Source organism: Ancylobacter moscoviensis, assembly GCF_007559435.1.
GTDB lineage: Bacteria > Pseudomonadota > Alphaproteobacteria > Rhizobiales > Xanthobacteraceae > Ancylobacter > Ancylobacter moscoviensis.
This window is the reverse complement of sequence record NZ_VMBP01000007.1, coordinates 168054-192847: the sequence shown is the minus strand read 5'-3', so window position 1 is coordinate 192847 and position 24794 is coordinate 168054. Positions and strand designations below refer to the sequence as shown.

Here is a 24794-nt window from a genome sequence, read left to right as displayed (position 1 = left end):
GAGCACCATAATGAGCGATATCGGCACCAAACCTCCCGGCAAGGAACACGAACTCGGCGACGAGAGCTTCATGTCGGCCGCCGACCTGCGCGGCTATATGGACAAGATCGCAGCCGCGCACGCCGAGGAGGCGGTTGAGGCGATCGACCGCGCCCGTCACGCCAAGGAAGAGCTGGCGAAGACGCTCGCCGAGCCGATCGCCCTGACGCCGGAGCGGCTCCACGCAATCACCCAGAATCTCCTCGTCAAGCTGCGTTCAGCCGCCGAGCGCGGCGAGAACGAGATCATGGTGATGCGCTTCCCCAACGAGCTGTGCACCGACCATGGGCGGGCGATCAACAACACTGAGGAAGGCTGGCCGGAGACTCTGACCGGCCGCCCGCGGCAGGCCTACGAGCTGTGGCGCGACCACCTCAAGGCCGCCGGCTACGGCCTCGCCGCGATGGTCATCGAATGGCCGAACGGGATGCCGGGGGATATCGGCCTGTTCCTCACCTGGGGAAAGAGGTAGGTCGCGACAACGCCGAACTCCGACGCAACACCCCTTTCGGAGAGTGGGCATGACACCCGCGCCTCACCCGGCCGCCACCGGGCACTTGCCGTTCTTCATCACCGCTCCGGGCGCGACCGACATCCTGATGATCGTGGCGGCGGTGACGCTCATCGTGTCGGTGCTATTCGCGGGCGTCCTTTTCCTGCATCTGCATTCGCTCCCCGAGCGGATGGCGCATCGCGGTCAGAAGCTGCAGTTCGAGATCGTGGCGGTGCTCTGCCTGCTGGCGCTGTTCACCCATACGCACATCTTCTGGGTGGCGGCGCTGCTGCTCGCCTTCGTCGACCTGCCCGATTTCGGCACGCCGCTGAATCGCATCGCCCGCGCGGCCGAGGCGGTCGCCGGGCTCCCCCCGCCTCCCCCAAAGCCGGAGGACGCCGCCCCGCCGGCGGACGCTCACGGTCCCCACGCGACGCAGGGGCATGAAACGGAGGGCCGGCAGCATGCTTGAGCTCATGCTGTGCTCCCTGCTCACCATCCTGCCGGACTACCTCTACCGGCGCTATGCACAGGGCAAGCGCATCGGCCGGGAGATCACGCTCTACTCGGTCTGGTTCGAGCTGCGCTGGGGCATCACCGCCTGCCTGATGCTGACGGTCGCGCTGATCACCATCATCTTTTACAACCACCCCTCGTCGAGTAACGTCGCCGCCTATTTCCGTACGGTGCCGATCGTCCCCGAGACCATCGGCCGGGTGGCGGAGATCTATGTCGGCGTCAGCGACAACGTCGAGCAGGGCGAGCCGATCTTCCGTCTCGACGATTCCTCCCAGAAGGCCGCGGTGGAAACCGCCCGCCGGCGCATCTCCGAGACGGACGCGGCGATCGTCGTCGCCCGGACGGATGTCGCCATCGCGGACGGGCAGATCACCCAGGCAGAGGAAGCCCTGCAGCAGGCACTCGACGAGTTACGGACCAAATCCGAGCTGAACACCCGCAACGCGGACGTCGTGACCCGCCGTGAGCTGGAGCGTCTGCAACGGGTGGTCGACGGGCGCGAAGGCGCCCTCAACGCTGCACTCGCCACCCGGGAGGGGGCGACGCTGCGCCTCGAAACCCTGCTGCCGGCGCAGAAGGCGAGCGCCGAGGCGGCCTTGTCCGAGGCCGAGGTGCAACTGGGCAAGACGGTGATCCGCGCCGGTGTCTCCGGTCGGGTCGAGCAGTTCGCGCTGCGCGTCGGCGATCTCGTCAATCCGCTGATGCGGCCCGCCGGCGTGCTGATTCCGGCAGGAGCGGGCCGCGAGCGGCTGATCGCCGGCTTCGGCCAGATCGAGGCGCAGATCATGCGGCCCGGCATGCTCGCCGAAGCGACCTGCCTTTCCCAGCCTTTCGCCATCATCCCCATGGTGGTGACGAGCGTGCAGGACTACATCGCCGCCGGCCAGTTCCGCGCCAGCGAGCAGCTGCTGGACATGCAGGCGGTGACGCCGGGCACCATTACGGTCTTCCTCGAACCGCTTTATGAGGGCGGGCTCGATGCCGTCCCGCCGGGGTCGAGTTGCGTCGCCAACGCCTATTCGAGCAATCACGACCGCCTTGCCTCCGGCGAGGTCGGTGGCCTGCACGCGGTCTATCTGCACATCGTCGACACGGTGGCACTGGTCCACGCGCTGCTGCTGCGCATTCAGGCGCTGATCCTGCCGATCCAGACGCTGGTCTTCGGCGGCGGGCACTGACGGAAAGGACGGGGCGGTCCACGCCCGCCCCGCCATCTCAATCCATGATGTGGTAGCCGCCGTCGATATAGAGCACCTGCCCGGTCATCAGGCGTGTCGCATCGTGGGCGAGGATGGCGGTGGCGACGCCCACATCGTCGATCGTCACCAGTTCGCGCGCCGGCGCCTTGCGCTTGGCCTTTTCGAGCAGCGTGTCGAACTCCGGGATGCCGGAGGCCGCGCGCGTCGCCAGCGGCCCCGGCGAGATGGCGTGGACGCGGATGCGCTTGGGGCCCAGTTCCGCCGCCATGTAGCGCACGGCGCTCTCCAGCGCCGCCTTGGCCACGCCCATGATGTTGTAGTTCTCGATGACCTTCTCCGAGCCGTAATAGGTCATGGTGAAGAGGCTGCCGCCGTTCTTCATCAAGGGCTCGGCCAGATGCGCCATGCGGATGAACGACCAGCAGGAAATCTCCATGGTCTTCAGGAAGCCGGCGAGCGGCGCGTCGGTGACCCGTCCCGCCAGCGTGTCGCGCGGGGCGAAGGCGATGGAGTGCACCACGAAGTCGAGTTCGCCCCAGGTCTCGCCGATGCGCTCGAACACGGCCTCCATCTGCCCCGGCACGGTGGCGTCGAGCGGCATGAAGATCGGCGCCTCCAGCTCGCGCGCCAGCGGCTCGACATGGGGCTTCGCCTTGCCGTTCAGATAGGTGACGGCAACCTCCGCCCCGAAGCCCCGGAACGCCCGGGCGCATCCCCACGCGATGGACTGGTCGTTGGCGATACCGACGACGAGGCCCTTCTTGCCCTCGAGCAGCTTCATCTTGACCGCGGGGATGGACATCCGGCCTCCAGATCAGGTGGGGATCGCGTGTTGGCGCGGCGCTTCAGTCTTTCTTGCTGGCCAGCTTGAGCGCGGGCTTGCGGACGCTCGGCTCGGGCGCGGTGGCAAGCCCGAACAGGGTGCGGATCTCCTCCAGCCGCTCGCCAGCCTCTCCGGTCACCGGGCCCCGCGCCGAGAGCACCTCGCGCAGCACCTCAAAGGCCGCCGCGCGCTCGTCCGGCTCCGCCGGCAGCAGGCCGGGGATGGCCTGCAGCGCCGCCGCGGGGTCGATCAGCAGCATGAAGTACTGCTCTCGGACCATCGCCTTGAATTCCTCGAGGGTGCACTGGCGCGCCCGCTCATGCTCGGCCCGCAGCCGGCGCACGGCCTCGAAGCCGCGCTCGTCAGCGCTGTTGCGGGCGAGGCCGATGTAAACCAGCGCACGCGTCACCGCCTCCAGCAGGCCGCCGCGGCCGACATCCTCGCGCAGCTCGCGGATACGCCGGCGGATCAGCTCGCGGTGCAGCTCATTCTTCGCCGCGCTGCGCGGGCGCCTGTCGGCGGTGCGGTCGATGCCCACCGCCGCCTGCAGCAGTGGCGAGCCGTAGATCGCGCGAAAGGCCAGCTCGCTCTGGTGCTCGACGGTCTGGCGCCAGGCATCGAGGGTTTCGACGATCTGACGCGAGACCTGCTCCTGCGCCTTGATGAAGGGATTGTCGGGCGAGACCGGCTGGCGCTCCTCGCGCACCTTCTCCGCCGCCTCGCCCACCCAGGCGAGGAAGGGGTTGCGGGAGCCGAACAGCTCATATTGCAGGCGAAGCGGATGCAGCTTGCGGAAGGCTTCCGCCATCGCCGGGTTGACGCCCGCGCGCACGAAGGGCTGCGCCAGCGCCCGGTAGAGCGAGAGATTGGTCTCGGAGACGCGCGCGGCGGCGGCGAACTGGCGCTCGTCGTCGAGATCGTTGCCGCCGAGCGCCCGGATGTCGTCGAGGTCGCGCGCCTCGCAGCGCATGATCCAGTCGCCGGTGATCAACTCGGGATCGGCCTCGGAGCCGGTCTTCGGCTCGAAGATCGCCTCGTAGAGACCGGGCGGAAGCACATCGATGAAATCGATGTTGGAAGCGAACTCCTCGTGCTCCTTCCGCGCCACGCTGCCGGAGACGAAGATGCCGAGATGACCGATCTTGTCGTGCACGGAATAGACGATGGTCTGGCCGTAGGAGCGGATCTCGTCGACGCTGTCATAGAGGTCGAGAATCCAGTCCAGCGCCTGCTGCGGCGGGGTGATGTTGTCGCCCTGCGAGCAGAACACCACGATCGGCGAGCGGATGTTGCGCAGGTCAATCGCCGTGCCGTCGGAGGTGCGGATGTCGCCGCAGGCAAGGTGATTGCCGACGAACAGCTCGTCGACGATGAACTGGATTTCCTCTGCGTTCAGCGTCACATGACCGCCCCACCACTTCTCGAAACCGAGATAGCGGTCCACCTCGGTGTCGATCTTCGAATAGAGGTTGTACTGCTTGGTCCAGAGCGTGTTGGCGGGGTTCTGGTTCTCGAAGTTCTGCACCAGCCAGGCGCCGTCGAACACGCCGGCGCCGAGGTCGCTGGTCAGCGCGGTCAGCCAGGTGCCGCCGAGCAGGCCGCCGGAATAGCGCATCGGGTTGCGCCCTTTCACGCCGGCCCAGTAGGAGAGCGGCGCGCCGGCGATGATGATCGGGCCGAACAGATCCGGCCGCACCGCCGCCAGCATCATCACCGCCCAGCCGGCCTGGCAGTTGCCGATCACGCAGGGCTTGCCCTCCGCCTGCGGGTGGCGGGCGATGATCGTCTCCAGGAAGTGCGCCTCGGCGCGGGAGATATCCTCGATCGTCTGGCCGGGCACCGGGTCTGGCAGGAAACCGACGAAATAACAGGGATGGCCGGCCTTCATGGCGACGCCGATCTCACTGTCGGCCTTGAAGCCGCCGATGCCGGGGCCATGCCCCGCGCGCGGGTCAACGATCATGAAGGGCCGCTTGCGCTCGTCGACGGAGGTGCCCGCCGGCGGCACGATGCGCATCAGCACATAGTTCACCGCGCGCAGCAGTTCCCGCCCGTCGCTGATCAGTTCGGCGGCATAGTCGAGCACGTTGGGCAGCGGCTCGGCCAGATGGGCCTCGTACTGCAGCCCGCGTCGGCGCAGCGTGTCGAGGAACAGCGTCCAGCGCTGGCCCGCGTCCACCGCATAGGCAGCGGCATCCGCCATCAGCCCGGCACCTGTCACAGCCTCACCTCGGACGTCCATGGCTCCACCTCCAGGTTTCCGACAGCATACGATGCCCGGCCATTACAATCGATGCATGACGCTCCCGGCTTGACGCCTGTCAAAGGGAGGCCTCATCCCCGCCGCACCTCGCGGCGCAGATCCGTCGGCGTGATCCCCCGCAACCGCTTCAGCGTCGCCGTCATGTGGCTGTTGCTGGAGAATCCGGCAGATCGGGCCACCATGTCCAGCGGCGTGTCGGTCGTCCTTACCAGCCGCTCGACGAAGGTCAGACGCTGGGCGACGAGGTACTGGTGCGGCGTCTGGCCGGTGGTCCGGCGGAAGGCCCGCAGGAAATGGCTCGGCGACAGGTTCGCCACGTCGGCGAGCTGCGCGATGGAGAGCCGCCCGGACAGGTTGTCCTGGATGTAATCGCTGACGCTGCGCCACGCCCTCGGCGACAGCCCGCCGCTCATCAACGGATCCGACTGCTCGCGCAGGGAGGAATAGTTGCGGAGCAGATGGGTCGCGAAGAGCGTGATGAGCCCGTCGAAGCAGAGCTCGTTGATCTCGGATCCACGCTGAAACTCTTCCCGCATCAGATTCGTGAATACCAACGCCTTCCGGTCGATGAGGCCGACCTTCGGCGGCTGGAGCTCGAAGCTGTCCTTGCCGAACTCCATGCCCGCCAGCCGGGAGAGACGTCTCTCATCGATAGCGACCAGCATGTTCTCCTTGTCTACCGTCCAGCGCGCGAACACCTCGGCCCCCGCCGGCACGATCTCGATGGCGCCGATCGGAGCGAGCCCGACGGTCTTGCGGTCGCTGTTCAGCGCCACTTCGCGGTTCGGCTGCGGCGAGAGCATCACCAGCGCCAGATTGGCGGGCGCCGTGAAGCTGATCTCGTTCGGTCCCGTCCGCGTCTGGGTTGCCTCACCGCTTTCCGCCCTGACTTTCGGACCCCAGGCATTCGGAACCGCTCGCAACAGGCCAGACAAGGGAACTCCCGATCGATTGAATGACGGAGGAGAATGGCGACACCACCGCCGTTCAATCAATCGACGTCGAAGGACACCGGCGCAACCCACCCCATACGGCCCCCGATGGAGGACTCGGACGCGCGCGCGCCATATATGGCAGGCGTTTGTGATGGCCGGAGGCGATATGTCAGAAGGCGACGCGCTATCGGAATAGCGCTCTATTCTGGTCATTTCGGACCGTCCGGTCGTGAAACGCCCTATTCGGTCGGGCAAGAAGCGTCCCGATCCGATGCCTTGCCATGGAGCCATGCTCCAGGGCGGGAATGTGCCTGTCGTGATCCGCCGGTGGTACGGGCATGACCGCGTCCCCGGTCGCCGACCGCGGCCCGTCCGCCGCGTCGATCGCTCCGCGACCGGGGGTATCGGTACGCACTGGAAGCGACGAAGGAGATGCTCATGGAGACGCCCCGCTGCCGGCCTGCCGGCGCCGCCCTGCTCGCTCTCGGCCTGGCCGTTCTGGCGGCACCGGCCGCCGCTCAGGAGGACACCGGCTTCGAGGTGAACATCGTCCTGTCGGCGAAAGCCGCCGCGACGCTGGCCGCCCGGCACGAAGCGATGGTGATCATGGTCGATTATTACGGCTGGCCGAAGAAAGGCTCGCAGAAGCACGCCGACGAGATGGGCCAGATCGGCTTCGGCCCGAGCCGGGACATCCCCATTCCCGGTATTGCGGGCCGGTATGCCGTTCCCGCCGTCCGGCTCGATCCGCAGCACCTCGGCTGGCTGGAAGGCCCCGTGCAGGTCAACGTCAACATCGCCTCGGCGCGCAAGAGCAGCGACGACAACCTGCTCGATTGCGACATCATCGACGGCCCGCTCGCCGAGGCGAGGCAGGCTCCAAAGACGCTCGCCTGCAAGCTGATTGGCGAGGCTACCGGCACGCCGGCCAAGCCCTAGCCGCAATCCGCCGCAGACCGCCTTCACCAAAAGCCCGCCATCGGCGACACGTCGATCGCCGCCACCGATCCGTCCGGTCGTGGTAACAGGGCGGCGCCCCCCCGGGCCCGGCTGCGGCTTCCGCTCCGGGCCGCTCGTGAGGAATCATCGATGATCCGTCTTGCCTTCCTGCTCCTCGGAGGAGATGCGCTACGCCCTCAGTGGCGCGTCCTCGCGATGGCGGGCGCCGGCACCTGCCTGCTCGGCCTGCTGATGCTGGCCGACCTGAGCGACGGCAAGCTGAGCGTCGTCACCGATACGCTGGGCATCCTTCTCGCCCTGCACGGGCTGGTGGAGCTCGCCGCCGCCATGCTGCTCGGAGTGCGTACTCATCTGCGAGCGGTGGCGCGGGGACTCGCCTTCCTCATCGCTGGCTTCCTGGTCGCCGACATTCCCTGGGACAACAACATCGGCAGCGCCACGCTGTTCGGAGCTGCCTTCGCCATCGACGGCGTTCTGCGCATCGCCTCCGCCGCCGTCGTGCGCAATCCGCGCTGGCGGCAGGGACTGGCCGCAGGCCTCGTCGAGATCGTCCTCGCCGTCGTCATCCTGGCCGGCCACCCCCTGCCCCATCGCCTGACCGTGCCCTTCTGCCTCGCGCTACTGCTGCTGAGCTCGGGCTACACGCTATTCCAGCTCGCCATGCAGTTGCGCGCCCTCGGCCCGGGCCGCTCCGTAACATCGCTGCCCTTCTACGCTTCCCGCAACTGGCATGGCGGCGGGGGCCACGGCTATGAGAACAGGGGGGCCGGCGCGGAGTTTCCGGGACAGACGCTGATGCTTCACGTATGGACCGCCACCGGCTCGGCCGACGGAGGCCACGGCCCCATCGTGGTACGCCGCTACGTCGCCGCGGTAGACCGCCACGGCGTGGTGTCGACCGGCCATGCAGCGCTCGAACTGCCGCCCGATCTCTATGTGAGCCACTATCCGGCGGTCGAGATCGATCGCGACAGCGACGACTTCCGCCACCTGCTGGATTCCCGCACGCAGAACGACGTCGCCGGACGCTTCCAGCCTTCCTACGCGGAAGAAGTCGCGGGCTGGTGCCCCGCAGATCAAACCGTCACCTTCACCCGCTTCAACCCCGCGGCGCTGCGCGCCTTCTGGCGAGAGTATTCGCAGGACACGACCTACAATCTCACAGCGCGCAACTGTTCGTCGTCGTCCATTCTCGCGCTCGATGCGGCGATGGAGGGCGTTCTCCGGGACGGCAAACCCCTGCGCCGCCTGCTGAAGCTGCTCGTCGACCCGCATTTCTGGCTGCTGCGCCTGGTGCGCGGGCGCGCCGAGCTGATGACGTGGACGCCGGGCCTCGCGCTCGACTATGCGCGCTTCCTCCACGAGGTGACCGAGCGTGGCGACCGGCGCTGGCGCCAGCGCCTTCAGGACGCCTGGCGCGAGCGTCACATCGCGGCGCGGGCCCGCATCGGCGAGCGGGCGTGAAGCGCCGGCCCGTTCGTCGGCCGCTCAGTCCGCCCATTCCGGATCGGTGGTGAAGACGATGGTCATCCACCGGTCGGGACTGTCCCTGCCGATCAGCGCGCCGATCTCGTCACGGACCGCGTCCCACGCCTCCAGCCGCCGCGCCGGCCATGCGGCCGGAACGATGACGTAGAGCTCGATCTGCCGGCCGCGACCGACGCGCGCGATATGGGCCCGGCAGGACACGAAGCCGTGCCGCTGGACGATGGTTCGGGCCACCTCGTCGACATGCTGCTTGAGATCGGCCGGCGTCACCAGAAGGATGTCGGCCAGCGCCCGCCGCACGGCAGCGACCGGCATCGGGATTCCACGTTTGCGGCGTCAACAGGCGCAGGGCAGGGCGCGAGGACGCCGCATCGACAATCGCCCCGGCGCAAATTATCTATAAAATATGAGCACACGATCGGAAGAGACGCTGGCGGCCCGCATCAGCCGCACCCTCGCGGAACGGATCATCGCCGGGCAGATCGAGCCCGGCGCCCGGCTTCGGCAGGATCATATCGCCGAGGAATTCGGTGCCAGCCATGTTCCGGTTCGCGAGGCATTTCGCCGTCTGGAGGCGCAAGGACTGGCGGTCAGCGAGCCGCGTCGCGGTGTGCGCGTCGCGTCCTTCGAGCTGGCCGAAGTGAAGGAGGTCGCGCAGATGCGCGCCGCCCTCGAGGTGCTCGCCCTTCGGCATGCCGCGCCTAACCTCACTGCCGCCATTCTCGACGCCGCCGAGGACGCCACGCATGCTGGCGACGCCTCGCGGGATGTACGCTCGTGGGAGGAAGCCAACCGGCGCTTTCACCGCCTGATCCTTGAACCCTGCGGCATGCCCCGCCTGCTCGCCGCCATCGATGACCTGCATGCCGCCAGTGCGCGTTTCCTCTTCGCTGCCTGGCGCTCGGACTGGGAGGCGCGCACCGACCACGATCACCGCGCCATCCTCGCCTATCTGCGCAAGGGCGACATCGAGTCCGCCTGTGCGACCCTTACCCGGCATGTCGGCTGGATCGGGCAGCGTCCGGTTTCCGGCTCCGGCGGCACGCCGCGCAGCGCCTTCGCCATTGTCGGCTGATTATTATCTATAAATAGCATTGCGTCCCGGCTGCTCCTGTGGATTCATTATCGATAGATTCGATAATTATCTATAATTCAGGAGTGATCATGAATCAGACTCTCGCCCTGTCGCCCCCGCAGCTTCGCTCGATGGCGAAGAAAACCGCCGTGATCGTTCTCGGCGTCGCGCTCATCACGCTGTGTGCGAAAATCCGCGTGCCATCCTGGCCGGTGCCGATGACGCTGCACACGCTGGCGGTGATGACCGTCGCCCTCGCCGTCGGCCCGCGCCTCGCCACCGCGACCTTCCTGACCTATCTCGCTGTCGGCGCGGCGGGTCTACCGGTCTTCTCCGGCACCCCGGAACGCGGCATCGGCCTCGCCTACATGGTCGGCCCCACCGGCGGCTATCTCCTGGGCTATCTCGCCGCGAGCTGGATTTCCGGCGCGCTGGCGGAAGGGCGTGGCACGCTCGGCCGCACCGGCGCCATGCTGGCCGGCCTTGCCGTCACCTATGCGCTCGGCCTTATCTGGCTGGCACTCTATGTTCCGGTTGCTGACGTCGTTCCGCTCGGCTTCACACCCTTCATCCTCGGCGATCTGATCAACATCGCCATGGTCGCGATCGGGGCGCTGTTCGTTCCCCGGCGGTTGATCGGGAAGATCGGGCGGTGAGCGCTGCCCCTTCCTCGCCCGGCCGATCCGAGGGGTCGGCCGGCTCCCGCCGCCCCCGTTGGACACAGGCGCAGGCACGGGACATCTACACCCTCCCCTTCCCCGAACTGCTCTTCCAGGCCCAGAGCGTCCACCGTTGCTGTTTCGATCCGGCAGTGGTGGAGACGGCGACGCTGCTCTCCATCAAGACCGGGGGCTGCCCGGAAGATTGCGGCTACTGCTCGCAAAGTGCCCACCACCGCGGCAGCGTGAAAGCGACAAAGCTGATGGAGGTGGAGGCCGTGCTCGCCGAGGCGCGGCGGGCGAAAGCGGGCGGCGCCACGCGCTTCTGCATGGGCGCGGCGTGGCGGAGCCCCAAGGACCGCGACATGGACGTGGTGTGCGCCATGATCGAGGGCGTCAAGGCGCTTGGCATGGAAGCCTGCGTCACGCTCGGCATGCTCACGCCCGCGCAAGCGGAACGCCTCGGCGAAGCGGGCCTCGACTACTACAACCACAACATCGACACCTCCCCGGCCTTCTACCCCCAGATCGTCACCACGCGGACGATGGAGGACCGGCTGGAAACGCTCGACCACGTCCGCGCCGGCGGTATCAAGGTCTGCTGCGGGGGGATCGTCGGCATGGGCGAGACCATCGACGACCGCATCGTCATGCTGGTCACGCTGGCCGATCTCGACGAGCCGCCGGAGAGCGTGCCCCTCAACATGTGGCATCCGATCGCCGGTACGCCGGTGATGCAGAAGGCCGAACCCGTCGAGCCGATCGCTTTCGTGCGGCTCGTCGCGCTCGCCCGCATCCTGATGCCGCGCAGCGTCGTGCGCCTTTCGGCGGGACGCAGCGCCATGAGCGACGAGTTGCAGGCCCTTTGCTTCCTCGCCGGCGCCAACTCCATCTTCACCGGAGAGGTGCTGCTGACCACCGGCAACCCGGCCCGGGACCGGGACGCCACCCTGCTCGGCAAGCTCGGCATGCGGGCAGCGGCGTTGCCTGGAGAGAACGCGGGTCTCCCGACACCATACAGCCCGGCGCAAAGGCCGGTCGCGCATCGACCCGCGCCCGCGACGCCGCTTGCCGGGGATACGCGGTGAACGCCCAGAGTGCCGGCGACGCGCGCATCGTGGTCGCCGGCACCGATACGGACATCGGGAAGACCGTGTTCGCCGCCGGCCTCGCGCGCCGGATCGGCGCATCCTACTGGAAGCCGGTGCAGGCGGGCCTCGACGGCGAAACCGACAGCGAGGTCGCGAAAAGGCTCGGCGGCCTTCCGGCCGGACGGGTTCTGCCGGAAGCCTATCGACTGTGCACACCCGCCTCGCCGCATCGGTCAGCCTGCATCGACGGCGTTACGCTCGAAGCCGGCCGCCTCGTCCCGCCGGCGGCTGCCGGTCCGCTGGTCATCGAGGGAGCCGGCGGGCTGATGGTGCCGCTGACCCGGCGGCTCACCTTTCTGGATGTCTTCGCCGACTGGCGGCTGCCGGTGATCCTGTGCGCACGCACCCGGCTGGGCACCATCAATCACACGCTTCTGTCGCTGGAAGCACTGCGCCGTCGATCCATCCCGGTCCTCGGCGTCGCCTTCATCGGCGATGCCGAGCCGGATACGCAGGAGATCGTCGCCGATCTCGGCGGTGCTGCCGTTCTCGGCCGCCTGCCGATGCTGGCGCCGCTTACGGCGACGACGCTGGAAGCAGCCTTTGCGGCGTCCTTCCCGCATCTTCCGATATGACGCCGCACGCGGAGCCTCGTTGGTCCGCGCGCGGCCTGCTCCTTATTCCGCCGCCTGACGGGCGGGCTCGGCGGCCGGCCGGCCGATCCGCCACTGATAGGGCGGCAGGGTGCCGTTGACGGCGAAGTCTCCGACGATGCGGTCCTTGTAGATGCGCGGATTGTGCGAGGAGAGCGTGCGCGCATTGCGCCAATGCCGGTCGAGACCGAGCGGCTTGCGCGTGGCGGAAGCGCCGAGCGCGTCGAACAGGCTGGTGGCGGAATCGAGCACCAGGCTCGTCACCACCGTCTGCGCCTGCGCGGTCTCCAGCTCGGCAATGGCGTTGGCATGTTCCTCGGCCTCGTCATTCCCGGTGAAACGCGCGTCGAAGGCCCGCTGGAGTGATTCCGCCGCCTTCAGTGCGATGGCACCCGCCGAATAGGCCGCACCGCGCGCGCGTCCCACCACCGCCAGAACCTGCGGGTCCTGGCTGGAACGGGACCCATTGGCATGGGTGTAGGTGCGATTGCGTGCGGCGACCGCGCGGGCAACGTCGCGCGTAATGGCGCGTCCGATGCCGGCGATCGTGGCGAGATGGTAGAGCTGGTAGAATGCCGCCGAGTATTTGAAGCGGTCCTTGTCGTCCACCACCTCCTCGCGCGCCACCGGCACGTCGGTGAAGGTCGTGGTGCCACTCACCGAGAGAATCTGGCCGAAGCCATCCCAGTCGTCGACGATCTTCACACCCGGCGCGTCCGCGCGCACGAAGACCGAAAGCTCCTCGCCCTGCGGACCGGTGACGCCGAAGTCGATCCAGTCGGCGTAGAGAGAACCGGTCGTGTAGTATTTGGCGCCGGTGACGGTGAGTTCGCCGCCCTTCTCGGTCAGCCGCGTACCGAACGCCTCGATCGAGGCATTGCCGGCCTCGGTCCAGGCGCTGCCGGTGGTCTCGCCGGCGGCGATGCGCTTGAACCAGCGCTCGCGGCGGGCGGCGTCCCTCGTGTTGAGGATGTCCTCGACCACGCCGAAATGCACGCGCAGCGCCTGCGTGACATTGGAATCCGCCTCGCTGAGCTCGATCAGCAGATTGGCGAGCTCGGGCAGGCTGGCGCCGAGCCCGCCCGCTTCCACCGGCAGGCGAACCGCACCGAAGCCGGCCTCCTTGAGCCATTTGATCGGCTCGAAGGCGAGCTCCCGTTCGAGCTCGCGCTGGACGGCGCCTTCCGCAATCCGCGCGAAGACCGGACGAAAATGGTCGGCCAGCGCCTCGTAGCGCTCGCTCGGGCCTGCACCCCAGGCGGAATCGATCTGGCTCATGATGTCGTCACCTTGTGAAGAGTGTCGGGAAGCGGCCCACCCGGACGAGGATCGACGCCGGCGGGCCTGCGGAGTTCATTCGGCAGCCACCGCCCCGGAGGCGCGCTGCTCGGCCTCCCGGCGCTTGACCGCCTCAATGTCGCGATAGCCCTGCGCCGGATGGGTCGCCGGCAGGTAGGGCCCGTCGCCGAACAGTTTCTCGCGCAGCGTCCCCGGCCGGTAGGCCGTGGGATAGGCGCCTCGCTTCTGAAGTTCCGGCACCAGCAGGTCGACCACCGTCTCGAAGCTCTCCGGCGTCACCGCATAGGCGAGGTTGAAGCCGTCGACATCGGTCTCCTCCACCCATTCCTGCAGGATATCGGCGAGCGTCGAGGGCGAGCCGACGAAGACCGGTCCGACGCCGCCGATGCCGCCCCAGCGCGCCAGTTCCTCGACCGTCCACGGCTTGTCCTTGCCGGCGAAGTGCTCGACCATCGAGACGATGGCGTTGGTCTCGACCTTCCTGAGCAGATCGGTCGGGGCGTACTGGCCGAAATCGATGCCGCTCCAGCCCGACATGAAGACCAGCGAGCCGTCATAGGAAGCGTAGCTGCTGTAGTCCTCGAAGCGCCGCCGCGCCTTCTCGTCCGTCTCATCCACGATCAGGGTGATGAGATTGTAGATGTAGACCTTGCGCGGATCGCGCCCCGCCGCCGCGGCCTGCGCGCGGATATCCGCGACATAGGCCTTCAGCAGTGACTTGGTCGGTGCGCCGACGAACACGCATTCCGCATGGCCGGCGGCGAAGGCCTTGCCGGCGCCGGAGGCTCCCGCCTGATAGAGCACCGGCGTGCGCTGCGGCGAGGGCTCGGTCAGCCCATAGCCGGGAACCTCGAAATACTTCCCCTTGTGCCCGATCTCGTGAACCTTGGCGGGGTCGGTGAAGACGCGGCCGTCGCGGTCGCGGATCACCGCGTCCTCTTCCCAGCTGCCTTCCAGCAGCTTGTAGAGAACCTCGACATACTCACTCGCCACCTCGTAGCGGTTGTCGTGCCCGCGCAGACCACCCTGGCCGATGTTCTTGGCGCCGCTCTCCAGATAGGAGGTCACGATGTTCCAGCCGACGCGTCCCTTGGTGTGATGGTCGGCGGTCGCGAGGCGGCGGGCGAAGGTATAGGGGTGCTCGAAGGAGGTGGAAGCGGTGATGCCGATGCCCAGATGCTCGGTCGCCAGCGCGATAGGCGCGGCAAGCTGGAGCGGGTCATTGACCGGGATCTGCGCCGCCTCGCGGATCGCGTGCCAGTTCGACCCCTTGTAGACGTCGTAATAGCCGATCACGTCGGCGATGAAGATGCCGTCGAAAATCCCGCGCTCGAGCGTGCGGGCAAGGTCCTGCCAATAGTCGAGGTCCTTGTATTTCCACGACTTGTCACGCGGGTGCGCCCACAGTCCCGGCGACTGGTGGGCGACACAGTTCATGTCGAACGCATTGAAGCGGATGTGGCGGGACATGGTCGTCTCCCGTTGTTCCGGCCGCGCGGGCCAGCCTCAGATCCAGGAATGAAGCGGGGGGTGGACGCCGTTCAGGTAGAACTGGCCGACTGCGTGGTACTTCCACCGCACGGGGTCATGCAGCGTATGGGTGCGCGCGTCGCGCCAGAGGCGGTCGAGCCCATGGTGGGCGAGGCTCGCGCGGGTGCCGCCGAGCTCGAACAGCTTCGAGGTCGCCAGGAGCGCGATGTCGGTCGTCAGTACCTTCGCCTCGGCGGTCGCCACCTTGGCCAGCGCGATGCTGTCGAGGTTGATGTCCCGCAGCGTGGCGTCGATCTGCTCGCCGGCACGGTCGAGCAGGGCCTCGGCCGCGTGCAGCCGGATCGCCAGATCGCCGATGGCCGCGATGGTGTAGGGATCCTCCGTGGCCTTCTCCTGCCCGCTATCGATCCAGGGACGGGCTTGGTTTCGAACGAAATCGATGGTCGCTGCGAGCGCGCCCTTGGCAATGCCGGCATCGATGGCGGCCTGCAGGAGCTGGCTCTGCGGCCCGACGGCACTCGGATTCTCGTAGACGATGTGGGCCGGCAGCAAGCGCGAGGCCGGGATCACGACCTCCTCGATGCGGACCGTGCCGCTCGCCGTGGTGCGCTGGCCGATGCCGGACCAGTCGTCGATCACCTTGAGGCCGGGCGCGTCGCGCTCGGCGACCGCCACGACGACATGCCCCTCTTCATCGAGGGCGATGATCGGCACGAGATGGGCGAAGAGCGCGCCGGTGGAATAGAACTTCTCACCGCTGACCACGTAATGGTCGCCGCGTCGGACGATCCGGGTCGAGAAATCCTCGACATTCTTGCCCTTGAACTCGGAGAAGGCGTTGCCGAGCCGATGGCCCGCGAGCACGAGGCCGAACAGCTCGCGCTTCTGCTCCTCGCTGCCGGTCCGGCGGATGACGTCGATGATCTCAAAGCTGTTCTGCGCGATCTGGGTGAGCGAGGCGTCGCCCGAGGCGAGCTCGACGAACACCCTCGCCAGCGTGCGCTGGGAGACGCCAGCGCCGCCATATTCCCTGGGGATGGTGATCCCCCACAACCCGCTCTGCGAAAAGACATCGACCTCCTCGAAAGGCAGGCGTCGTTCAAGGTCGCGCTCGCGCGCGTCGCGGGCGAAGAGCGGCGCGAGGCTCTTCGCCACCGCGATCGCCTCGGCATCGTCGGCGATCACATGCGCGGGACGCGCGGGACGGGAGGGCACCCAGCCCGGCGCTCCCGGGGCCGGCGGCGCAGCGGGCCGGGGCGCGAAGGCAGTGGCGTCGATGCTCATGATGTCGATATCCGCTGGCGGGAAGGAGGAGGCGGGCACCGGCCGGGCGCCCGCCAGGACCGCATCAGAAGGCCGGATAGACCTGCCCCTGATAGCGCTCCTTGATGAATTCGCGGGTGGCGTCGGAGTTGAGCGCCTTGGCGAGAAGCTTGATCGCCGGGTCGTCCTTGTTCTCGGGACGGGTGACGAGGTACTCGCCCCAGACGTTCTTCCCGTCCTGACCGCGCTCGATGTAGAGCGACTTGTCCAGGTCGAGCTTAGCTTCCAGCACGTAGTTGCCGTTCAGCGCAGCGAGATCGACCTGCGAGAGGGCGCGCGGCAGGATTGCCGATTCCAGCTCGACGATCTTGAGGTTCTTCGGATTCTCCAGAATGTCCTTCTGGCTGGGCAGCGGGTCTTCCGGCGTGTCGAGTTCCGCCTTGCCCTTCAGCTTGATCAGGCCGAGCTTCTGCAGCAGCAGCAGGCCGCGCCCGCCATTCACCGGATCGTTCGGAATGGCGACCGTGGCGCCGTCCTTGATCTGATCGACCGACGTGATCTTCTGGGAATAGGCGACGAAGGGCTCTACATGCACCGGGACGATCGGCACCAGTGCGGTGCCGCGCTCGCGGTTGTAATCGTTCAGGAACGGCCGGTACTGGTAGTAATTCGCGTCGAGCTGCTTGGAGACGAGCTGCGCGTTCGGCTGGATGTAGTCCGAGAACACCCGGATATCGAGCTCCAGCCCGTCCTTCGCGACGATGGGCTTCACGAACTCCAGGATTTCCGCGTGCGGAACCGCGGTGGCGCCGACCACCAGCTTCTCGCCGGCGAAGGCCGGGGCGCCAAGCAGGGCAACAGAGAGGACGGTCGAGATGAGGGTCTTGAAGAGGCCGGTCTTGAACGGGCTCATGACATGCATCCGTGGCTGGATCATTTGCGGGAAAAGTGAAGGACGAGCCGGTTTCCGGCCGCCTGAAGAAGCTGGACGAGGACGATGAGCAGGATCACCGTCACGACCATCACCTCGGTCTGGAAGCGCTGGTAGCCATAGCGGATGGCGAGATCCCCGATGCCGCCGCCGCCGATGGCGCCCGACATCGCCGTGTAGTCCACGAGCACGATGGCCGTGACGGTGATGCCGGCGATGATGCCGGGCAGCGCTTCCGGCAGCAGGGCTCGGAAGACGATCTGCCCGACGGTGCCGCCCATGGCCCGCGAGGCGTCGATGACGCCCCGGTCGACCTCGCGCAGCGCGGTCTCGACGAGCCGCGCGAAGAAGGCGGTGGTGCCCACCACGAGCGGCGGGATCACGCCGCGCACGCCGAGCGAGGTGCCGGTGAGGACCGTCGTCACCGGCATCAGCACGATGAGCAGGATGATGAAGGGCACTGAGCGCAAGATGTTCAGCACGAAGGACAAGGCGCCGTAGATCACGCCCTGCTGCAGAAACTGGCCCCGGCCGGTGAGGAAGAGGATTACGCCGAGCGGCAGGCCGAACAGCACGGTGAAGAACAGCGCGCCGCCGAGCATGGCGAGCGTGTCGAGCGCGGCATGGCCGATCTGCACCCAGTCGATGCGGTCAAACGACATGGGCCAGCTCCCGGATGCGGGCTTCGGCGGGTATGGCCGCAGCGGATCGGTCGTAGAGCGCCTCGACATCGATGCCGGCCGCGTCGAGGCGTGCGAGGGCGCCGGCCACGTCGCCGCCGCTGAAAGCCACGTTGAGCTGTGCGAAGGGTTGGTCGCGGATTGATCCGATCTGGCCGCCGACAATGCTGAAATCGACGCCATGCTCACGCGCCAGCACGCCGAGGATGGGGCTGTGCGTCGCCGAGCCCAGAAAGGTCAGCCGGTGGATGGCGCCGTGGACGGGCGAAACCTCGCCGTCCTCTTCGCGCGCGGCCTCGCGCACCAGGGCGAGCGTCGCGGGGTGGCGCGGATGCAGGAACACCTCCTCCACCGGCCCGGTCTCCGCCACCCGCCCGGCGTCGAGCACCGCCACGCGATCGCAGATCTGCCGCACCACGTCCATTTCGTGGGTGATGAGCACGATGGTCAGGCCCAGCTCGCGATTGATCTCCGAGAGCAGCCGCAACACCGAGCGCGTGGTCTCGGGATCGAGCGCGCTCGTCGCCTCGTCGCAGAGCAGGATGGACGGACGGCAGGCGAGTGCGCGGGCGATCCCCACGCGTTGCTTCTGCCCGCCGGAAAGCTGACGCGGATATTTCTGTGCGTGCTCGGAAAGCCCCACGCGGGCCAGCAACTCGGCGACACGCGCCTCGATCGCGGCGAGATTGCGCTCACCGGCCAACTGAAGCGGAAAGGCGACATTCTGGGCGACCGTCTTGGCGCTCAGCAGGTTGAAATGCTGGAACACCATGCCGATGCGGCGGCGCAATGCGAGAAGCTCGCGTCCGCGCACCCCATCGGTGGCGCGCCCATCGACGGCCACGAGGCCGGCATCGGGACGCTCCAGCAGGTTGATCAGACGCACCAGGGTCGACTTTCCCGCGCCGGACGCCCCGATGATCCCGAAGACCTCCCCACGCTGGATGTCGAGATCGACCGCGCGCAACGCCGTGGTCGAACGCGCGCCGGCGGCATAGGTCTTGGTGACGTTTTTCAGCGAGATCATGGCTGCGAAATCGGGGACGGTTGCCGTCGTGAGAAAAGGGACGCGACGCGCCCCGGGCCGGACTTCAACGACAGGCGCGGAGCCGTGCGGCGCACGCTGCGGGAGCCCCGACGCCGGACGCCGGAACGCCGTGAGACCGGCCGTTCCGAGGAACCGGCCGACACACCAGCGATGCGCATATCCTGCGGCGAAAAGGCATCATGATTGACGTCTCTATGACTTTAATACACTAAATCGATAAACTATTGGCAATGTCAAGCGAAACACTCGCCTGCCTCTCCCCTCTCTCGTCAATGCCTTGAAACGACGATGACTTTTCCAACGCTCCGCCTTCTACCGAAGGGCGCGCCCAAGGAGACCGTCTTGTCCCGCGAAATCCGCTTCAACGCCTTCGCCATGAACTGCGTGGGTCACCAGTCGCCCGGCCTGTGGCGCCATCCGCGCGACCGCTCGGCGGAATATCGACACCTGCGCCACTGGCTCGAACTCGCCCGCACGCTCGAACGGGGGCGGTTCGACGGCATCTTCCTCGCCGACGTGCTGGGCGTTTACGATGTCTATGGCGGTACCCCCGATGCCGCCCTGCGCAGCGCGGCGCAGGTCCCGGCGAACGATCCTTTGCTGCTGGTTCCCGCCATGGCGGCCGTCACGGAGCACCTCGGCTTCGGCGTCACCTCGACACTGACCTACGAGCCCCCCTTCCCCTTTGCCCGGCGCATGTCGACCCTCGATCATCTCACCGGCGGGCGGGTCGGCTGGAACATCGTCACCGGCTATCTCGCCAGCGCGGCACGGGCGGCCGGCGGTGAAAAGCTGATCGCCCACGACGATCGCTACGACATCGCCGACGAGTACATGGAACTTGTCTACCGGCTGTGGGAGGAGAGCTGGGACGCCGACGCCGTGCGCCGCGACCGGCAGGCCGGCATCTTCACCGACCCCGCCAAGGTCAGGCCCATCCGCCATGAAGGCGCGCATTTCCGGCTCGACGCGATCCATCTCTCGGAACCCTCGCCGCAGCGAACCCCGGTGCTCTACCAGGCCGGCAGTTCGCCGCGCGGGCGCGCTTTCGCGGGCCGGCATGCCGAATGCGTGTTCGTCTCGGGTCCTTCCGCCGCGGTGATCGCCCCGCGCGTCGCCGCGATCCGCGAGGCCGTACGCGCCGCCGGGCGCGAGCCGGCCGCCATCCGCGTCTTCAGCATGATGACCGTGATACTCGGCGCCACCGACGCGGAAGCGGCCGCGAAGCTCGCCGAATACAGGTCGCATGTCAGCCACGAGGGCGCGCTGGCGCTCATGTCCGGCTGGACCGGGGTCGACTTCTCGCGCCTGAGCCTCGACGATCAGGTGCGTCATGTCGAGAACGACGCCGGACGCACCGCCATGGACAACATCACCCGCGCCGATCCCGACCGTGTATGGACGGTGCGGGAAGTCGCCGAGCATGTCGGCATTGGCGGCATCGGCCCGGTCGTCGCCGGCGGGCCGGAAACCGTCGCCAATGCCATCGAGGCCTGGGTGGATTCTACCGGCGTCGACGGGCTCAACCTCTGCTATGCCGTGATGCCGGAGACCTTCGAGGATATCGCCGACCTGCTCGTCCCCGAGCTGACCCGGCGTGGCCGCTACAAGCGCGCCTACACGACCGGATCGCTGCGCGAGAAGCTCTTTGGCGAAGGCCCCCGCCTCGCCCTGCCGCATCCCGCCGCACGCACGAGGCCGGTAACGGCATAACGCACCCATGGCTCGGTATCGAACCTCTCGCCGGCAGGCGGCCGCCTGACAGGCCGCTCCGCCACTACCAGCAACCCCGCCACAACCAATGCAGGGTGGTGCTCCGCACCTGAAAATCCTTACATCTTAATCGGTTAAAGGAAGTCAGACCCGACAACTCGGCGTCCCGCCGGCCCTCATTCGCCGCCGCACGGGTTGACGTGATGGCCGTGGTATGCACACTGGTCTTACCACGGCATGACAAGACATGAGCGACACGTTCGAAATCACACGGCTGGATGAGCAGGGCGGCAAAGGCTTCGAGAAGGTCTTTGCCTTCCTGCGGGAACGGCTTCTGGCCGGCTCGCTGAAGCCGGGCGACCGGCTGATCCCGGAGCGCGAGCTCGCCGCACAGCTCGGCGTGAGCCGCCCCATTCTGCGCGAGGCGCTACGCGCGCTCACCGTGCTCGGCATCGTCGAGATCCGCGACCGCGTCGGCACCATCGTGCGGCGCCCGGATATCTCGGTACTGAACGACTTCTTCACTTTCGCGCTCTCGCACCGCGCCGACCTGATGGACGACGTGATCCAGGCACGCGTCGCGATCGAGTGCCAGGCTATCCGTCTCGCCGCCGAGCGCGCGAGCGTGTCCGACCTTGAGCGCCTGCAGGTCGCCCTGCGCCGGATCGAGGAGACGATCGACGACACCGAGGCCGGCGGCCGGGCCGACTTCGAGTTCCACCGCGCCATCGTCCGGGCCAGCGGCTCGGAAACGCTGGCCGTGCTCTACGACTCGATGGCGGCGGTGCTCACGCGCTCGCATCTCGACCGGCGTCACCTCGTGCGCCTCTTCGACATGCGCACCTATCTCGTCGAGGACCACAAGCGGGTGTTCGACGCCATCGTCGCCGGCGACCCCGAGGTCGCCGACCGCACGCTTCGCGAACACTTCGCGATAGGCGACGAGTTCCGCCGCAAGCTGGCCATCCAGGGAGGACGCGCCGCCGGCAAGCTCGACTGACGCATCGAACGACAAGCAAAAAGAAGGAAGTCATGGGACGGAACAACCAGGGACGCGTCGGCTTCATCGGCCTCGGCACGATGGGTCGCGAGATGGCGCGCAATCTCATCGAGGCCGGCTTCACCGTGCGCGTTTTCGACGTGCTGCCGAATGCCGTCGCCGAACTCGTCTCTCTCGGCGCGGAGCCGGCCACCGGCCCGGCGGATGCCGCCCGCGATGCCGACGTCGCCATCACCATGCTCCCGGACACGCCGCAGGTCGAGGAGGTCGTGCTCGGCCCCGGAGGCCTTCTTGCCGATCCGCCGCGCGGCCGGCTCGTGGTCGATATGAGCACCATCTCACCCGTCGCGGTGCGGCGCATGGCCGACGAATTGAAAGCCGCCGGCATCGACATGATCGACGCGCCGGTTTCCGGCGGCCCCGTCGGCGCCAAGAACGGCACGCTGTCGATCATGGCCGGCGGCGACGCCGAAGCCTTTGCCCGCGCGACGCCCTTCTTCGAAGCGATGGGCGCCACCATCAACCATGTCGGCGGCCCCGGCTCCGGTCAGGCGGTGAAGCTGTGCAACCAGCTCATCTGCGGCATCAATATCCAGGCGATCTGCGAGGCCATCGCGCTCGGGCGCGCGTTCGGCGTCGACCTCGATCAGATGCGCGGTGTTCTCCTTGGCGGCTCGGCCGCCTCCTGGATGCTCGACAAGCTCGGGCCGTCGATGATCACCGGAGACGCCTCCGCCGGCTTCCGCATCGATCTGATGCTGAAGGACCTGCGGCTGGTGCAGGAACAGGCGCTCGCTTTGTCGGTGCCGCTGCCGGCGACCGCGCTGGTCACAAGCCAGTATGTCGAGGCCCGCGCCCATGGCGAGGGGACGAACGGCAATCAGGCGCTGTTCCGCGTCTATGACCGCATGGCCAACCAGCCGCGGCATCCCGGCAACGGCTGACGCCACAAGCACGCATTCTGGACAGTGAGGTGGGGTTCTCCACCATGGGTCTTGAACTCGATTTCTCGGTCGTTCTCGACCGCTGGCAGAGCCTGCTCGACGGAGCAGCGCTGACGCTGGAGCTCGCCTTCATCGCCGTGATCTGCGGCGCGTTGATCGGCGCCCTCGGTGCCATCGGGCGGCGGGGCGGCAACGTCCTCATCGCGCGGCTCTGCGGCGCCTATGTCGAGGGCATCCGCAACACGCCACTGCTGGTGCAGATCTTCCTCGTCTATTTCGGGCTTTCCAGCCTCGGGCTGAAGTTCTCCGCCTTCACGGTCGCGGCGGTGGCGCTCACCATCAATGTCGGCGCGTACACGACCGAAATCATGCGCGCCGGCTTCGATTCGATCCACAAGGGCCAGATCGAGGCGGCGGAAGGCCTCGGCCTGTCGAAGGCGCAGGTCTACTGGCATGTCGTGCTGTGGCCGGCGATCGAGCGCGTCTATCCCGCCCTCACCAGCCAGTTCGTGCTGCTGATGCTGGCCTCGTCCGTCACCTCGCAGATCTCGGCCGAGGAACTGACGGCGGTCGCCAACTACATCCAGTCGGAAACCTACCGCTCCTTCGAGACCTACATCGTCGTGGCGCTCATCTACGTGGTGCTGTCCTTCATCATGCGGCTCGGCTTCTGGCTGCTCGGCCTCGCGCTGTTCCCGCGCCGGCGCCGCCTCGGCACCCCGCTGTGAGGAGAGGACCATGGGCGGCACTCTGAATCTCAACCATCTCCTCTTCCTCGGCCACGGCGCTCTGTGGACCATCGGCCTGTCGGTGATCGCCCTCATCGGCGGCGGCGCCGCAGGCTTCCTCATCGCGCTTTGCCGCGTCTCGCCGAGCCGCCTGCTGCGCATCCTAGCCGCGACCTATGTGCAGCTCATCCAGGGTACGCCGCTGCTCGTCATCATGTTCCTGTCCTTCTTCGGGCTGGCGGCGATCGGGCTCAACATCTCGCCTTTGCTCGCTGCCGGCGCCTCGATGACGATCTTCGTCGCCGCCTATCTCGGCGAGATCTGGCGCGGCTGCATCGAGGCGGTGCCGAAGCCCCAGTGGGAGGCTGCCGAAGGCCTCGCCCTGTCGCGCAGCCAGCGCATGGTGAAGGTGATCCTGCCGCAGGCAATCCGCATCGCGACCCCGCCCACGGTCGGCTTCATGGTGCAGATCATCAAGAACACGTCGCTCGCCTCGGTCGTCGGCTTCGTCGAACTGACCCGCTCCGGCCAGATCATCAACAACTCGCTGTTCGAGCCCTTCCTCATCTATTCGATCATCGCCCTCGTCTACTTCTCGCTCTGCTACCCGCTCTCGCGCCTCAGCCGCCGGCTGGAGCGAACGGCCCTCCAGAAGAAGCCGGCACTGGCCTGAAGCCGGCCCTCGAGGAACGCGAAGGAAAACGCCATGAACGCCCATACTCCTCCTCCCGTTTCAGCCGGTACCGCCCCGGTCGTCGCGCTGCGCAACGTGCACAAGAGTTTCGGCCCGCTGAAGGTGCTCGACGGCGTGAGTTTCGAAGTGGCGCGCGGCGAGGTGACGGTGCTGATCGGCCGTTCGGGCTCCGGCAAGAGCACGGCGCTACGCTGCATCGACCGGTTCGAGACCATCGACAGCGGCGAGATCGAGGTGTGCGGTCTGCGCGTCGACAATCCGCAGCTCGATCTCAGGGCCCTGCGGCTGGACGTCGGCATCGTCTTCCAGAGCTATAACCTGTTCCCTCACCTCACCATCGAGGAGAACATCACTCTCGCTCCGCATTCGGTGAAGAAGGTGCCGAAGAGGGAAGCGAAGACGCTCGCCGCCAGGGTGCTGGAGCAGGTCGGTCTCGGCGACAAGCTCCATGCCTATCCCGAGCAGCTCTCCGGTGGTCAGCAGCAGCGCGCGGCCATCGCCCGCTCGCTCGCCATGCAGCCCAAGGTGATGCTGTTCGACGAAGTGACCTCGGCCCTCGACCCGGAACTCACCGGCGAAGTGCTGAAAGTCATCGAAGCCCTCGCGGCCGACGGCATGACCATGGTGATGGTCACCCACGAAATGGGCTTCGCGCGCGGCATCGCCGACCAGGTGGTGTTCATGCACAGGGGCAAGGTCCACGAGGCCGGCCCCGCCGACATCCTCTCATCGCCCGCCACCCCGGAACTCGCTCAGTTCGTCGGGACAGGGCTCTGAGCCGACAAAGCAAACGAACCAAAGGGAGA

The 24794-nt window shown here is 67.4% G+C and carries 24 protein-coding genes and 1 pseudogene; 15 read left to right on the top strand and 10 right to left on the bottom strand.

From position 1 onward, the window contains the following. Window positions 1–10 precede the first annotated feature (10 nt). Genes FO470_RS19035 through FO470_RS19025 form a run of 3 tightly spaced genes read left to right on the top strand, consistent with a single transcriptional unit; the run spans window position 11 to window position 2229 of the window. The gene (locus tag FO470_RS19035) at window positions 11–511 is read left to right on the top strand and encodes a hypothetical protein (protein ID WP_144344570.1); all 501 of its coding nucleotides are present in this window, start codon (window positions 11–13) and stop codon (window positions 509–511) included. 49 nt (window positions 512–560) lie between these two features. Further along, window positions 561–1004, top strand: coding sequence for a hypothetical protein (locus FO470_RS19030; protein ID WP_144344569.1), 444 nt, complete (start codon window positions 561–563; stop codon window positions 1002–1004). Further along, window positions 997–2229, top strand: coding sequence for an HlyD family secretion protein (locus tag FO470_RS19025; RefSeq protein ID WP_144344568.1), 1233 nt, complete (start codon window positions 997–999; stop codon window positions 2227–2229). Before FO470_RS19030 ends, FO470_RS19025 begins: the two co-directional genes overlap by 8 nt. Before the next feature lie 37 nt (window positions 2230–2266). On the opposite strand, the gene fabI is transcribed toward FO470_RS19025, so the two are convergent. From fabI to FO470_RS19010, 3 genes are all read right to left on the bottom strand, one after another. Then, window positions 2267–3052, bottom strand: coding sequence for an enoyl-ACP reductase FabI (gene fabI / locus FO470_RS19020; RefSeq protein WP_144344567.1), 786 nt, complete (start codon window positions 3050–3052; stop codon window positions 2267–2269). Between the two features lie 43 nt (window positions 3053–3095). After that, the gene (locus tag FO470_RS19015) at window positions 3096–5276 is read right to left on the bottom strand and encodes a DUF3141 domain-containing protein (protein WP_246659641.1); all 2181 of its coding nucleotides are present in this window, start codon (window positions 5274–5276) and stop codon (window positions 3096–3098) included. A 131-nt stretch (window positions 5277–5407) separates the two neighbouring features. Further along, complete coding sequence (locus FO470_RS19010; RefSeq protein WP_159599216.1) at window positions 5408–6271, bottom strand: AraC family transcriptional regulator; 864 nt, start codon at window positions 6269–6271, stop codon at window positions 5408–5410. Window positions 6272–6709: 438 nt separating this feature from the next. On the opposite strand from FO470_RS19010, the gene FO470_RS19005 reads away from it, so the two are divergent. Together FO470_RS19005 and FO470_RS19000 are read left to right on the top strand one after the other, a co-directional pair. Continuing rightward, entirely contained in the window at window positions 6710–7210 is a 501-nt protein-coding gene (locus FO470_RS19005; protein ID WP_144344565.1) for a hypothetical protein, read from the top strand. Between the two features lie 150 nt (window positions 7211–7360). Beyond that, the gene (locus FO470_RS19000; RefSeq protein WP_144344564.1) at window positions 7361–8695 is read left to right on the top strand and encodes an HdeD family acid-resistance protein; all 1335 of its coding nucleotides are present in this window, start codon (window positions 7361–7363) and stop codon (window positions 8693–8695) included. Between the two features lie 24 nt (window positions 8696–8719). Here the strand turns inward: FO470_RS19000 and FO470_RS18995 are convergent. Further along, window positions 8720–9040: pseudogene (locus tag FO470_RS18995) on the bottom strand (cation transporter); the annotation flags it as partial. A gap of 85 nt (window positions 9041–9125) precedes the next feature. On the opposite strand from FO470_RS18995, the gene FO470_RS18990 reads away from it, so the two are divergent. The 4 genes from FO470_RS18990 (at window position 9126) to bioD (ending at window position 12179) form a co-directional block, all read left to right on the top strand. Then, a complete protein-coding gene (locus FO470_RS18990; protein ID WP_144344563.1) occupies window positions 9126–9794 on the top strand; it encodes a GntR family transcriptional regulator in 669 nt (222 codons plus the stop codon). A gap of 89 nt (window positions 9795–9883) precedes the next feature. Further along, complete coding sequence (locus tag FO470_RS18985; protein ID WP_144344562.1) at window positions 9884–10450, top strand: biotin transporter BioY; 567 nt, start codon at window positions 9884–9886, stop codon at window positions 10448–10450. After that, window positions 10447–11541 (top strand): biotin synthase BioB, encoded by a 1095-nt coding sequence (gene bioB / locus FO470_RS18980; RefSeq protein ID WP_144344561.1) that lies wholly within the window; start codon window positions 10447–10449, stop codon window positions 11539–11541. The genes FO470_RS18985 and bioB overlap by 4 nt, the downstream gene beginning before the upstream one ends. Beyond that, window positions 11538–12179: a dethiobiotin synthase gene (gene bioD, locus FO470_RS18975; protein ID WP_144344560.1), complete on the top strand. Its 642-nt coding sequence runs from the start codon at window positions 11538–11540 to the stop codon at window positions 12177–12179. The genes bioB and bioD overlap by 4 nt, the downstream gene beginning before the upstream one ends. 42 nt (window positions 12180–12221) lie before the next feature. Here bioD and FO470_RS18970 read toward each other — a convergent pair whose 3' ends face one another. The 6 genes from FO470_RS18970 to FO470_RS18945 all read right to left on the bottom strand — a co-directional run bounded on the left by FO470_RS18970 (window position 12222) and on the right by FO470_RS18945 (window position 18888). Next, window positions 12222–13475, bottom strand: coding sequence for an acyl-CoA dehydrogenase family protein (locus FO470_RS18970; protein WP_144344559.1), 1254 nt, complete (start codon window positions 13473–13475; stop codon window positions 12222–12224). A gap of 75 nt (window positions 13476–13550) precedes the next feature. Continuing rightward, window positions 13551–14966, bottom strand: a complete 1416-nt coding sequence (locus FO470_RS18965) for an LLM class flavin-dependent oxidoreductase (RefSeq protein ID WP_144344558.1) — start codon at window positions 14964–14966, stop codon at window positions 13551–13553. 36 nt (window positions 14967–15002) lie between these two features. Then, the gene (locus FO470_RS18960; protein WP_144344557.1) at window positions 15003–16271 is read right to left on the bottom strand and encodes an SfnB family sulfur acquisition oxidoreductase; all 1269 of its coding nucleotides are present in this window, start codon (window positions 16269–16271) and stop codon (window positions 15003–15005) included. Between the two features lie 64 nt (window positions 16272–16335). Beyond that, the gene (locus FO470_RS18955) at window positions 16336–17163 is read right to left on the bottom strand and encodes a MetQ/NlpA family ABC transporter substrate-binding protein (RefSeq protein WP_210244935.1); all 828 of its coding nucleotides are present in this window, start codon (window positions 17161–17163) and stop codon (window positions 16336–16338) included. 20 nt (window positions 17164–17183) lie between these two features. Then, window positions 17184–17843: a methionine ABC transporter permease gene (locus FO470_RS18950; protein ID WP_144344556.1), complete on the bottom strand. Its 660-nt coding sequence runs from the start codon at window positions 17841–17843 to the stop codon at window positions 17184–17186. Further along, window positions 17833–18888 carry a methionine ABC transporter ATP-binding protein gene (locus FO470_RS18945; protein ID WP_144344555.1) on the bottom strand — a complete coding sequence of 352 codons (1056 nt, stop codon included), beginning with the start codon at window positions 18886–18888 and terminating at the stop codon, window positions 17833–17835. The genes FO470_RS18950 and FO470_RS18945 overlap by 11 nt, the downstream gene beginning before the upstream one ends. Window positions 18889–19251: 363 nt before the next feature. Between FO470_RS18945 and FO470_RS18940 the strand changes: the two genes are divergently transcribed. The 6 genes from FO470_RS18940 (at window position 19252) to FO470_RS18915 (ending at window position 24765) form a co-directional block, all read left to right on the top strand. Next, window positions 19252–20622 carry an LLM class flavin-dependent oxidoreductase gene (locus FO470_RS18940; RefSeq protein ID WP_144344554.1) on the top strand — a complete coding sequence of 457 codons (1371 nt, stop codon included), beginning with the start codon at window positions 19252–19254 and terminating at the stop codon, window positions 20620–20622. A gap of 247 nt (window positions 20623–20869) precedes the next feature. After that, on the top strand, window positions 20870–21622 hold the full coding sequence (locus tag FO470_RS18935) for a FadR/GntR family transcriptional regulator (RefSeq protein WP_144344553.1): 753 nt from the start codon (window positions 20870–20872) through the stop codon (window positions 21620–21622). Next, window positions 21619–22566 (top strand): NAD(P)-dependent oxidoreductase, encoded by a 948-nt coding sequence (locus tag FO470_RS18930; protein ID WP_335881019.1) that lies wholly within the window; start codon window positions 21619–21621, stop codon window positions 22564–22566. Before FO470_RS18935 ends, FO470_RS18930 begins: the two co-directional genes overlap by 4 nt. Window positions 22567–22610: 44 nt before the next feature. Next, entirely contained in the window at window positions 22611–23294 is a 684-nt protein-coding gene (locus tag FO470_RS18925) for an amino acid ABC transporter permease (RefSeq protein WP_144344551.1), read from the top strand. Window positions 23295–23304: 10 nt separating this feature from the next. Beyond that, window positions 23305–23967: an amino acid ABC transporter permease gene (locus FO470_RS18920; RefSeq protein ID WP_144344550.1), complete on the top strand. Its 663-nt coding sequence runs from the start codon at window positions 23305–23307 to the stop codon at window positions 23965–23967. Window positions 23968–24000: 33 nt separating this feature from the next. Next, window positions 24001–24765 carry an amino acid ABC transporter ATP-binding protein gene (locus FO470_RS18915; protein WP_144344549.1) on the top strand — a complete coding sequence of 255 codons (765 nt, stop codon included), beginning with the start codon at window positions 24001–24003 and terminating at the stop codon, window positions 24763–24765. The last annotated feature ends 29 nt before the right edge of the window (window positions 24766–24794 follow it).